The organism is Radiobacillus kanasensis (assembly GCF_021049245.1).
Taxonomy (GTDB): Bacteria; Bacillota; Bacilli; order Bacillales; family Amphibacillaceae; genus Radiobacillus; species Radiobacillus kanasensis.
Genome location: NZ_CP088020.1, coordinates 3,175,448 through 3,187,995, shown reverse-complemented (window position 1 = coordinate 3,187,995; position 12,548 = coordinate 3,175,448). Strand labels below are relative to the sequence as shown.

Below are 12,548 nucleotides of genomic sequence, written 5' to 3'. Positions count from 1 at the left end.
CAGGAATAGAGGTGTAAAATGAAGTCATTTTTAAATGAAGATTTTTTATTAGAAACGGAAACGTCAAAAAGAATCTATCACAATTATGCCAAGGGTATGCCAATCTTTGATTATCATTGTCATTTAACTGCTAAAGAAATTGCAGAGGACAGACGGTTTTCTTCTATTGCGGATGCCTGGCTAGGAGAGGATCATTATAAGTGGCGTGTGTTAAGAGCGAATGGTGTGGCGGAGGAATATGTGACTGGTACCAAAAGTGAAAAAGAGAAATTTTTAAAGTGGGCGGAAACGGTACCGGAGCTAATCGGTAATCCCCTTTATCATTGGACACACTTAGAGCTAAAACGCTGTTTCGGAATTGAAGAAGAATTGGCACCAGAAACAGCCGAGCAAATCTGGGAAAAGAGCATGAAGCGAATCAGCCAAGCAAATTTTTCTGCACGAGGGATACTGAAACAATTTGATGTCCGAGCATTATGCACCACCGATGACCCTGTAGATTCATTAGAATATCATAAGCAATTAAAGGAAGATGATACCTTTGATGTGAAGGTTTTGCCAACTTTTCGCCCGGATGGTGCCCTAAACGTTTATGTAGGTGATTTTCCTGAATGGGTTCAGAAATTAGAGAAGGCAAGTGGTATATCTATTGAAACCTTTTCAGACTTTTTGGAAGCGCTGTCCGATCGTGTCGAATACTTTCATGAGGTTGGCTGTCGGCTTTCTGACCACGGGCTTGATGCTTCCTTTTTCCAGCTTGCGAATCATGAAACATGTGATGGTATTTTCAAGAAAGCGATTCATCAAGACGTAATGACAAATGAAGAGGTGGCTGCATTTAAGACAGCTGTACTCCTTCACCTTGGTAAGCTCTATGCCGAAAAGGGCTGGGCGATGCAATTCCATATTGGTGGATTACGAGGGACAAATACGAGAATGGTAGAATCGATTGGACCAAATACTGGCTATGATTCTATGGCAGACTTTACCTATGCAGAAGATCTTTCTAAGCTACTTAATGAACTAGATACATCCAATCATCTTCCCAAAACGGTGCTCTATAATCTAAATCCGCGTGATAACTACATGCTCGCAACCCTTGCTGGTAACTTTCAAAATGGGGACGTGCCGGGGAAGATGCAGTTTGGTACAGCTTGGTGGTTTAACGACCATCGGGATGGGATGGAGGACCAAATTAAAACACTTGCAAACGTTGGCGTATTGTCTAGGTTTGTAGGCATGTTAACCGATTCTCGTAGCCTGCTTTCTTATACGAGACATGAATATTTTAGAAGAATACTTTGTAACATCATTGGAAAATGGGTGGAAAACGGAGAATACCCAGCTAACATAGAAAGGCTTGGACGAATGGTCCAGGACATTTCGTTTCATAACATTGTGAACTATATGGAGATAGATTTGTAAGTAAATATATGAATGGATATGGGTAGTTTACTCCTAAGTAATGGCTTAAAAAGAGAATAGGAAGTAAAACTACCCATTCCTTGTGATAGCCAGAAAAAATAAGGAAAGTGAGTTGCCAAACATGAATAAGAAGGTACTTTTTAACGATGGATGGGAATTCGTAAAGAGTGTTTTAGAAGCGGCAAATACGAAGGGTCTCATCTTTGAACAGGTCGATCTACCTCATGATTGGTTGATTTATAATACGCTGAATCTTTATGAAAATAGTATTGGTTGGTATCGCAAAACATTCTCCCTAAAGGAAGCAGACGATCAAATTCTACTCTGTTTTGATGGGGTTTATATGGATTCTTCCTTGTACGTGAATCAGCAATATATGGGGGAATGGAAAAACGGTTATTCCTCATTTGAACATGACATTACCGAAGCAGTAGTAGAGGGTGAAAATGAAATCCTTGTTAAAGTGATTCATCAGGCTCCAAACAGCAGGTGGTATTCAGGGGCAGGAATCTACCGTAATGTCTGGCTTAAAACGCGAAGTCAAAACCATATTGTAACGGATGGAATCTATGTTTGTATAAAAGAGAATGACAAGCGGTGGCAGGTGGAAGTTGACACAGAGCTGAACATCGACACGAATGCTCTGTTAATCCATACCATTTTGTATAAAGGGCAAGAGATAGCAACTACTTCTGAACCGTTACAACCTGATAAGGACAACGGTGTAGTAGGTAATTCGCAGGTGCTCCTTGTTGATAACCCTTTATTATGGAGTGTGGAAGAACCAAACCTTTATGAATTGAAAACGGAATTGCAAATTGGTCACGACCAAAGGTTAATAGAATCGGTGTCCCAGCGTATTGGATTTCGGACGATTCGGCTTGATCCGAATGAAGGCTTACACTTAAACGGAGAAAAAATGAAATTAAATGGCGTTTGTGAACACCATGATTTAGGAGCATTAGGAGCAGCGTTTAACGAAAATGCATTAAAAAGAAGGTTTGAGATTTTAAAAGACATGGGCGTGAATGCGATCCGAACAGCCCATAACATGCCGGCAAAAGAATGGATGCACTTAGCGGATGAGATGGGGTTTCTAGTTGTTACCGAGGCTTTTGATATGTGGGAAAGGTCGAAAACACCCTATGATTACGCTCGGTTCTTTAAAGAATGGGCTCTTATTGATGTGAAAAGCTGGGTCATGCGCGACAGAAATCATCCGAGCCTGCTTTTATGGAGCATCGGAAACGAAATTTATGACACCCATGCGGATAAGCGTGGGCAAGAATTAACCAAAATGCTCATGGAAGAAGTTCAAAAATACGACCCGAAAGAAAATGCTCGAATTACGATAGGCTCTAATTTCATGCCTTGGCAAAATGCACAAAAGTGTGCCGACATCGTGAAAGTCGCTGGTTATAATTATGCGGAAAAGTATTATCAAAAGCATCACGAGGAGCATCCTGACTGGGTTATTTATGGGAGTGAAACAGCTTCGGTAGTGCAAAGTCGAGGAATTTACCATTTTCCGTTTGAAAAATCGATTTTAGCTGATGATGATGAACAATGCTCTGCACTAGGTAACAGCTCAACAAGCTGGGGAGCAAAGTCAGCTGAGGCTTGTATTATTGCAGAAAGAGATACTCCATTTTCTTTAGGGCAATTCTTATGGACGGGATTTGACTATATTGGCGAGCCTACTCCGTATCATACGAAAAATGCTTATTTGGGACAAGTAGATACAGCTACGTTTAAGAAGGATTCTTATTACATATACCAAGCAGCCTGGACAGATTACAAGGAAAAACCAATGGTGCACCTCTTCCCGTATTGGGATTTTAACGTGGGACAAATCATTGATATTCGTGTATGTTCCAATGCGCCAAAAATAGAGCTACAGCTAAATGGGGAAAAGATAGGGAATCAAGATATTAACCATGAACATGGGACAGATTTAGTCGGATGGTGGAAGGTTCCTTATCAACCAGGTGAGTTAAAAGCAGTTGCTTATGATGAGGATGGGAACGTCATTGCTACCGATGTGAGAAAGTCATTTGGTGATGCGAAGAAGGTATGCTTGAGTGCCGATCGCGAGCAAATCAAAGCAAATGGAACGGATCTCCTCTTTATTGAGATTACGACAGAAGATGAAAATGGAAATCGAGTAGAAAACGCAACAATTCGTGTTCATGTGGAGGTAACGGGTGCTGGACGCTTGCTTGGCTTAGATAATGGGGACAGCACCGATTACGATCTATATAAAGGGAAGAGCAGACGGTTATTTAGTGGGAAATTAATGGCCATCGTTGGTGCAGCGTTAGAGCCTGGTCCGATCAAGATTGAGGTTCGTTCGAACGGTTTAGAAAGGGAGTTGTTGGAATTGGATTCAGTTCCTGCTGATTCACCAGTGGGGATTTCAGCAGCCTCGAAAAATGAAGATATGCCTATTGTCATGGGAACTGATCAGGAAATTCCAGTCCGAAAAGTAGAGATTGTGACTAGTTCTGGACAATTGTTGAATCCGGAAAGGAAAGAAATAATGGTTCATGCTAAGTTGCATCCTGAAGCTACTCCCTATCAGGATGTGGAATGGAGCGTCGTACTTGACGGAGGAATTGAATCTAATATCTCAAAGATAGAAGCGAACGGACAAGAAGCTAAGGTGACAGCATTAGGAGACGGAGATTTCCGCGTCCGTTGTACGAGCAAAAATGGAACGAATAAGATTAAGATTATTTCAGAATTAGAGTTCAGGACTGAAGGGTTAGGAACAGCTTACAAAGATCCGTACGGTTTTATCTCAGCTGGACTCTATGATTATTGCAAAGGCGAGATAACTAACGGGAACGAGCGCGGTGTTGCAACAAGTCGAGATGGTGAAACGCAAGTAGGCTTCCATGATATTGACTTTGGTGATTATGGTTCGGATACGATTACTGTCCCCATTTTTGCTTTATCAAGCGAGGAATATCCAATCCAAATATGGGAAGGGATGCCTAACGAAGAAGGCAGCGAATTAATTGCTGATGTTATTTATCAAAAACCGTCCGAGTGGAATGTGTACCAAGAAGAAACCTACCGCTTGTCAAAACGGCTGAAAGGAATTACATCGATTTGTTTTGTTGTAAATAAAAAGGTGCATATAAAAGGATTCTTGTTTGAGAAGAAAAGCCGTGCGTTTGAGCAAAACATGGCTACCGAAAGTGACTATATTTATGGCGACACCTTTACGATAAACGAAAATAGTGTCGATGGAATTGGGAATAACGTTTCGTTAGAGTTCAACGGCTTGGACTTTACAAGGGATGATACTAGCAAATTAGTTATAAAAGGCAGGTCTCCCATCGATAAAAACACAATCCATGTGAAATTTACTAGTGAGGAGGGCGAGCATACGCAAATTGTAGAATTTAACTATTCGGATGAAGCGGAAGAACGCGTATTTGACTTGGCAAAAGTAACGGGTATGCAAAAAGTTACTTTCGTGTTCTTGCCTGGAAGTAACTTTGACTTTCATTGGTTCCGATTTGAGCAGTAGGGTCGACAGAGGATTAGGGGATAGTCCATTGGAGGGGATGAGCAGGTTGGCAATTACTATTGGAGACGTTATGGATCAACTCATAAAACCAGTAGGTGTCTTAGAGAATACTGTGGATACATTGAAATTTGGTTCACCTAGCGCGGAGGTTTCCGGAATAGCTGTAGCCTTTATGCCTACTTATGATGTGATAAAAGAAACTATCGGACTTGGGGCCAATCTGTTAATTACCCATGAAGGAATTTTCTTTAGTCATGGGGATAAGAGTGAATCTGGTGCGATATATGATGAGAAACACAAACTGATAGAAGATTCAGGATTAGCTATTTTTCGTTGTCATGATTATATCCACAAGTATCAACCAGATGGCATTACGCAAGGGCTTATCTTATCACTTGGATGGGAGTCCTTTGTTGAAAAGAATTTACCAGTAGCAAGCGTCATGAAAATACCGGAAATGACGGTGAAGGAAATAGCTGAGCATGTGAAACGGAAATTAGAATTGAACTATGTTCGTGTTGTCGGGAATATTTCCACACGAGTGACTCGAATAGGCATATTCGCTGGGTTTAGGGGAGGTGGAGATCATGTCATTCCACTTATGGAGGAAGAAAATTTAGATCTAGTTATTTATGGGGAAGGTCCTGAATGGGAAACACCAGAATTTGTGCGTGACTCTGTTTCTGTTGGGCAGGAAAAGGCAGTAATCGTTCTTGGTCATGCGGAAAGTGAAGAACCAGGCATGAAGCATTTTGCTAAAGAATTGGAACGGTTATTCCCTGTAACTCCAGTGCATTTTATTCCGGTAAAACCCAATTTTAAAGTCTTATAAACTACTGATCAGGAGGAGGTTAAGATAATGAAAACAGAATCAGCTTTCCACAGTAAACAATACAGAAATCTACTTAAAGAATACGGTTATGACGAAACAGAAATCAACAAACGCTTGGAAGAATCATGGGAGCTTTTGTTTTCGGATAAACACCCCGAAACACAAATCTATTTTGAGGTAGGAACGAATGAAGCGTATATGCTTGATACAGGTAACTTAGATGTTCGAACAGAGGGTATGTCCTATGGGATGATGATGGCTGTTCAACTCGATAAGAAGGATGTGTTTGATCGTCTATGGAAATGGACAAAAAAGAACATGTATATGGAAGAAGGCGTGAATGCTGGTTATTTTGCATGGTCGTGTAATACGGATGGGTCCAAACGCTCGTACGGACCAGCACCGGATGGCGAAGAATATTTCGCATTAGCCCTATTCTTTGCATCCCATCGCTGGGGAGATAGAGAAGCGCCGTTCAATTATGGAGAACAAGCCAGAAAGTTGTTGCATACCTGTCTTCACAAAGGAGAAAACGGTAAAGGGAGTCCGATGTGGAATCTAGACAACAAACTTATAAAATTCGTACCGGGAGTCGAGTTTTCAGATCCTTCCTACCACTTGCCACATTTTTACGAACTTTTTGCCCTCTGGTCAGTCCCTGAGGATAGACCGTTTTGGAAGGAAGCTGCAAAGACAAGTAGAAACTACCTGAAAATTGCTTGTCACCCAGAAACAGGCTTAGCGCCAGAGTATGCTTATTATGATGGTACACCTAATGATGAAAATGGATATGGTCACTTTTTTAGTGACTCCTACCGAGTGGCTTGTAATATTGGACTTGATTATGAGTGGTTCAAAGATGAGAAGTGCCCCACGGATATAGCCGAAAAAATTCAAGGATTTTTCGTTGACAAAGATCCAAGTAACTATCGACGCTATACGGTAGAAGGGGAGCCTTTTGAAGAAAAGTCCCTTCATCCGGTTGGTTTAATTGCATCGAATGCCATGGCTTCTCTTGCTACTTCTGGTGAAAACGCAAAGAAATGCGTTGATTTATTTTGGAATACACCAGTACGCACTGGGGATAGACGTTATTATGATAACTGTTTATACTTTTTTGCTTTACTCGCTTTGAGCGGTAACTTCAAAATCTGGATGCCACATTGAAAGGGTAGAGCTTTTTTAGAAGCCGCACCCCTTTTCCTAAAGTTAGAAATAGAAAAATCGTTAGACAATTACAGATAGATTGTGTAATGATTTCTTATCGTTAGACAAACTTCGATACTTTTTTAATCATTGCCCCTGTAATCTCCTAAAAATAGACAATCTTTACGTGTATAAATCTGCCCATTATTCTTGTCCTATACTGGTTTTTCTTATATAATGTCTGAGGAACATTCCAGAATTCGGTATATAAACAAAAGGATAGAGTGAATGGATTTCTATCCTTTTTTTGTTCTAAATAGGGATTGGATGACAACACAAGAAAATAAAAGTGTTTTGGCTTACGAAGTGGTTAAATGTTTGCTAACAAGGTATGACCTCTGATCACATTCAAGACATTTTTACATAGTTGAAACAGCCTCTTCAAGGTAAAGGTATAGATAAAGGAAGAGTCAAGAGTTCTATCCAACTTGCCTATTAGAAGCTATTTTATTGGAAAAGTAAAGCAGGTGCTATTAAATCAAACATAGGATAGACCTTTACACCATGAAGACACTGTTTCAAATTTGGTCTAGATCAGTGGAAAAGGGGTAAAAGAAAGTGTTAAACATTTCAGACAAACAATTAATCAATTCTTACTATAGTGCATTGGAATTAGATCTGGAGGATGACTTCATTCGTTTGCTTGAGGACGAAATTGTAAGACGTAAGTTAACGATTAAAATAAAGGACAAAGTGGTGTGCTAAGGTATTAATAGGGGAAGAGGCGAAAATTAATAGCTTCTAGCTTTCGGAGTTTATTAAGATTATATGGATAAGAGACAAGGGTGTCATGGTGGCATTCTTGTCTTTTTTTGAAAGATAAGAATCTTTCTCAAGGAGAAAGTCGATGTAGTAAAATTTTTAGGGTTCTAAGTATAAGTGCACAAAGGAATGCTCCGTGAGCAGACACATCAAAACAATTTTCTACACGATAATCCGGATACCTAAATAAAAAAGAAGCATAAGTCCATTTTGACAACGTTGTTATTTCTTGTATAATGAAAAAAAGGAAGGAAAGGAGTAGCAAAACGAAATAAAGTAAACGCATACAAAAAGGAGGAAGGAGTTGAAGGTATTGTTTGATTTGAACTATTTTTCCCTAGAGGGGAAGACCGCATTAGTTACTGGTGCAAGGACAGGAATTGGTCAAGCAATTTCCGTAGGGCTGGCTTCACTTGGTGCGAAGGTTCTATTATTAGGTCACCAGAATAATTTATCAGAAACGAAAAAAAAGATTGAAGAAGTTGGAGGAGATTATGATTCTGTCATTGTCGATTTAAGCGATACTGCAGCCATACGTTCTCACATTAGGCCAATTCTAGAAAACTACGATATTGATATTCTTATTAATAATGCCGGAGTCATTCATCGTCAACCAGCTGCTGAGTTCGATGAGGAGGCGTGGATGAGGGTGATAGATGTGAACTTAAATGCCGTATTTATTTTATCACAAGAAATTGGAAAGCAAATGATTCAAAGGGGAACAGGAAAAGTGATCAACATTGCCTCCTTATTATCCTTTCAAGGCGGTGTTTTTGTACCTGCATATGCGGCGAGTAAGCATGCGGTCTCTGGACTGACAAAATCACTAGCAAATGAATGGGCAGGAAAAGGAATCCAAGTAAACGCGATTGCACCTGGGTATATTGAAACGAATAATACGGAGGCAATACGAAGTGACAAAGTGAGGAATGAATCCATCTTAGCTAGAATTCCAACCGGTAGATGGGGAAAACCGGCTGACTTAATTGGTGCTGCTGCTTTTCTTGCCTCTCCGGCATCAGACTACGTAAATGGTCATACTTTAATAGTGGATGGTGGTTGGATGGGTAGGTAGTATAACTTTTTATACAGAAAAATAACAACGTTGTTATTTTAAAGGAGAGTGGAGAAGTGATGGAGAGATATGTAAAGGCGAAAAAGGGAAATGGTTATCAAGAAATTTTTGATGATGCTTACGAAAAGTTAGAGTATCTTGCATTTGCGAAGCTTTCCCTTGATATAGGAGAGACGTATTATTCAGATACTAACGATTACGAGCATGTTCTGGTGATCTTAACAGGGAAGGCATCTATCGCGACAGGGAATAAGAACTGGGAAAATCTTGGTGGAAGGGAAACGGTTTTTGAGGATAAGGCAACGGCTGTTTATGTTCCATGTCAATCTAACTACACGGTAAAGGCAGATACAAAGGTTGTGATCGCTGTATGTAAAGCAAAAGCAGTGGAAAAACATGAGCCTTTTGTTGTTATGCCAGAGGATGTAGTTGTCCACAAACGTGGTGAAAAACAATGGAATCGCACTGTATATGATGTTGTCACAGATAACGCGGATGGAAAAGTACATCGAATTGTATTAGGAGAAACAATTAATAAACCTGGTCAATGGTCAGGATATCCACCTCATAAGCATGATGGAGAATTTTATCCAGAGGAACCTAATTTAGAAGAAATCTATCATTATCAGGTGAATCCGCAACAAGGGTTTGGTGTACAGCATCATTACACAAAAGATGGAAACATAGATGTTGCTTATCCGATCCGACATGGCGATAGCTTTGCGATAGATATTGGGTATCATCCTGTTGGAAGCGCGGGTGGATATGAAGTGTACTACCTCTGGTTTATGGCTGGTGAAACGGGTAGAAAACTATATCCATATGAGGACCCAGACCATAAATGGCTACATGATAAATAGTTTTGTGATTCAACTACCCTTTTAGGGTAGTTGTTTCTGCAACTTATAGAGACTGTTAAAAAGCCTGGAAAAATTCATTCTGAACTTTTCCGCTTTTTATAGATTACGAACTTTATAGATCCCATTCAAAAGAGGTGGTATAGGCATTGGTTAAATCTAATCGCATAATAACTAGCATTCGAGACCTGCTTCATAAAAGAAAGGTAGATGGTGTGATTTTCCACAAGCAAGCTAATATTTCCTGGCTTATTGGTGGGAGAAGTCATATCAATATAGCGATGGAAAGCTCGGTTATGTCGGTTATCGTGACGGTGAACGAAACAGTTGTGGTAACGAGTAATATTGAAAAAAATCGTCTATTAGAGGAAGAAATTCAGATTCAGGTGGACCGAGTAGAGACGTTTCCGTGGTTTGATCCATTAAAAAAAGAAGAATTGATTAGAAAATGTACCTCTGGATTCCTAGTGAAGGATGAGGCTGAGTTGGAAGAGGAACTCAAACAGCTACGAACGATTCATTCCGCCAATGACAAGCTATCTTTAGAAAAATTGGCACAAGATACAGCTTCTGCCATTGAACAGACGATGTTTGAGATTAAAAAAGGTGATTCAGAGTATGATATCTCTGCAAAGCTTGCTTCCAACTGTTTAGAAAGGGAAGTGGAATCTATAGTGAATTTGGTTGCGGTAGATGAACGGGCCTTAAAATGGAGGCACCCTCTCCCTACATCCAAACGGATAGATAACTATGTGTTGGTCGGCCTTTGTGGGAGACGGAACGGTAGAATTGTGTCGGTATCTCGGTTGATGCATTTCGGGCCGGTTTCACAAGAACTTCAAGATCGTCACAAAGCAGTTGTTACAGTTGATGCTACACTTATCCATCATACGTACCCAGGCAAAAGCTATCACGAATTATTTAACGTGATGATGGATGCCTATGAAAACGTAGGGTATCCCGATGAATGGAAGCACCATCACCAAGGGGGATTAACGGGCTACGCAACACGGGAGCAGCTTTTATTGAAAGATGACCTTTCACATGTTGTGGAACAAGGTCAAATTTATGCGTGGAATCCTAGTATCGCTGGGGTTAAGTCCGAGGATACGATATTGGCTCGTCCCGATGGGGCGGAAATCATCAGTTCGACCGGTCAATATCCAACTGTGGAAGTACAGATTGGAAACCGCACGATGAAGAGGCCAGATATTTTAGTTAGGTCTTGGAAAGGATAAATATCGAACGAGAGAAGGGATACGGGTGCAGACGGATGGAAGTGAATCTATTTCATATAAACAGCTAGGGGCATTTTTTATCCCGTTAGGAATATCCGCAAGTCTAACCTCTATTACACATGTCATCATAAATGGTACATTAAGCCGTGGTGATGAAGCTGCCTTTATTATTGCTTGCTATGCAGTCGCATTTTCTTTATTCGGGATTATTGAGCGACCTGTGATCGTATTCCGACAAACGAGTTCTGCACTTGTACATGATCGGAAATCTTTTAGACTATTAATATCGGTACTTGCTTATGTGTTGTTGTCTATTATGGCGCTTGGATTTGTTATCTCATTCACGGCATTTGGGGATTGGATTTATATTCATCTATTTAACGCAGATGAAAATATGGTCGAGACCATTTCTAACGCATTTAAAATTATTACCATCGTGATTTTGTTTTCCGGTATAAGGGGAATCTATCAAGGAGTAATTATTAACCAACTCCAAACGAATTGGCTCACGATTATGGTAATTGTTCGGCTAGCTGTTATGTTTTTAACGGCCTATTTGTTTGTGGCGTTTGATTATATTACAAGTTTAGTAGGTTCCGTTATTTTTCTAGCCGGTATGGTAGTCGAGTGTTTCATTAGTGTTTGGAAAGGTGGACGTCTCTTACCTGCAAAGAAAGAGGAAAACCAGCCTGAATTGAAAAAATCAGAAATTATGAGCTTCTATACACCGTTAGTATTTTACTTCATGCTTCAAACCATTCTAATACCCGTTGTCTATATGTTCTTAGCAAATACAAACGAAATGGAGCTGGGGATTGCATCTTTTGCGTTAGCGCACAGTATTACGCAAATGGTGCTTAGCTTTTTTATGTACACCCACCAGCTTGTACTGCAATTTTATCAAGCAAATAAAGAGAAGGTTCTCCGATTTATGGTCATCATCAGCATCCTTCCTTCGCTATGTCTCGGCATTCTTTGTTATACATCGATGGGACACTGGTTTATGACGTATGCAATGGGTGCGGATGAGCAACTGGCGCTTACGACATTAACTGTTCTTAAATTTTTTATTGTCAAAACTCTTGTGTTCCCATGGGTAGATTACTTAAACGGGTTTCTCATGCTACAAAGAAAGACAAGGAAGATGCTAGTAAGTCAATTATTTAACTTGGTGACCGTTATAATCCTATTATCGATTAGTGTGTCTATCTTTCCAGAATGGAATGGAGTGAATGGATCCATTGCAGCTTCATTAGGGGAATTGGTTGGCCTAGTTATCGTAATCATTATTGTAAGAAAGCAAAAACAGATCAGTAGGAAGAGACCTCTGTTCGTGGAGAAAGAAAGAAATTAAATGGCTGTGGTTGGCCCCTTAATACAATGTGCATATACGCGGGCAGAACCATCCTCAGGTGGCAAATTAATATTTGATAAAGGAAATGTCAATGTTTTGGCGAATATGGTAAATAGTTTCCTGAACAAAAGCTCGTGGTGCCCGGGTTTAGTAGGCTTCCTTATTCATAAGAGGTTAAGGAAATTCGGGTAACGTCGAACAGTTATCGTACAGAGGTGACGGAAGTCTCGCTAGTTGCTGCGTGTTATCTTCGTTAAAGCC

9 protein-coding genes are annotated in these 12,548 nt (G+C 40.2%); all 9 read left to right on the top strand.

Going from position 1 to position 12,548, the window contains the following annotated elements; genetic code table 11:
• Positions 1-18: 18 nt before the first annotated feature.
• The 9 genes from uxaC to KO561_RS16410 all read left to right on the top strand — a co-directional run bounded on the left by uxaC (position 19) and on the right by KO561_RS16410 (position 12,287).
• The gene (gene uxaC / locus KO561_RS16450; RefSeq protein ID WP_231094351.1) at positions 19-1,425 is read left to right on the top strand and encodes a glucuronate isomerase; all 1,407 of its coding nucleotides are present in this window, start codon (positions 19-21) and stop codon (positions 1,423-1,425) included.
• Positions 1,426-1,546: 121 nt separating this feature from the next.
• Entirely contained in the window at positions 1,547-4,963 is a 3,417-nt protein-coding gene (locus KO561_RS16445; RefSeq protein WP_231094350.1) for a glycoside hydrolase family 2 TIM barrel-domain containing protein, read from the top strand.
• A gap of 46 nt (positions 4,964-5,009) precedes the next feature.
• The gene (locus KO561_RS16440) at positions 5,010-5,795 is read left to right on the top strand and encodes a Nif3-like dinuclear metal center hexameric protein (RefSeq protein WP_231094349.1); all 786 of its coding nucleotides are present in this window, start codon (positions 5,010-5,012) and stop codon (positions 5,793-5,795) included.
• Positions 5,796-5,822: 27 nt separating this feature from the next.
• Positions 5,823-6,962 (top strand): family 8 glycosyl hydrolase, encoded by a 1,140-nt coding sequence (locus KO561_RS16435; RefSeq protein ID WP_231094348.1) that lies wholly within the window; start codon positions 5,823-5,825, stop codon positions 6,960-6,962.
• Positions 6,963-7,559: 597 nt separating this feature from the next.
• Entirely contained in the window at positions 7,560-7,706 is a 147-nt protein-coding gene (locus tag KO561_RS16430; protein WP_231094347.1) for a sporulation histidine kinase inhibitor Sda, read from the top strand.
• A 370-nt stretch (positions 7,707-8,076) separates the two neighbouring features.
• On the top strand, positions 8,077-8,838 hold the full coding sequence (gene kduD, locus KO561_RS16425; RefSeq protein WP_231097212.1) for a 2-dehydro-3-deoxy-D-gluconate 5-dehydrogenase KduD: 762 nt from the start codon (positions 8,077-8,079) through the stop codon (positions 8,836-8,838).
• 59 nt (positions 8,839-8,897) lie between these two features.
• On the top strand, positions 8,898-9,698 hold the full coding sequence (gene iolB, locus KO561_RS16420) for a 5-deoxy-glucuronate isomerase (protein WP_231097211.1): 801 nt from the start codon (positions 8,898-8,900) through the stop codon (positions 9,696-9,698).
• Between the two features lie 146 nt (positions 9,699-9,844).
• A complete protein-coding gene (locus tag KO561_RS16415; protein ID WP_231094346.1) occupies positions 9,845-10,933 on the top strand; it encodes a M24 family metallopeptidase in 1,089 nt (362 codons plus the stop codon).
• 25 nt (positions 10,934-10,958) lie between these two features.
• Positions 10,959-12,287, top strand: coding sequence for a multi antimicrobial extrusion protein MatE (locus KO561_RS16410; protein WP_231094345.1), 1,329 nt, complete (start codon positions 10,959-10,961; stop codon positions 12,285-12,287).
• The last annotated feature ends 261 nt before the right edge of the window (positions 12,288-12,548 follow it).

Bases quoted from the DNA above. Each gene is read 5' to 3' on its own strand.
- uxaC (WP_231094351.1), top strand. From the start codon at position 19: ATGAAGTCATTTTTAAATGAAGATTTTTTATTAGAAACGGAAACGTCA.
- KO561_RS16445 (WP_231094350.1), top strand. From the start codon at position 1,547: ATGAATAAGAAGGTACTTTTTAACGATGGATGGGAATTCGTAAAGAGT.
- KO561_RS16435 (WP_231094348.1), top strand. From the start codon at position 5,823: ATGAAAACAGAATCAGCTTTCCACAGTAAACAATACAGAAATCTACTT.
- iolB (WP_231097211.1), top strand. From the start codon at position 8,898: ATGGAGAGATATGTAAAGGCGAAAAAGGGAAATGGTTATCAAGAAATT.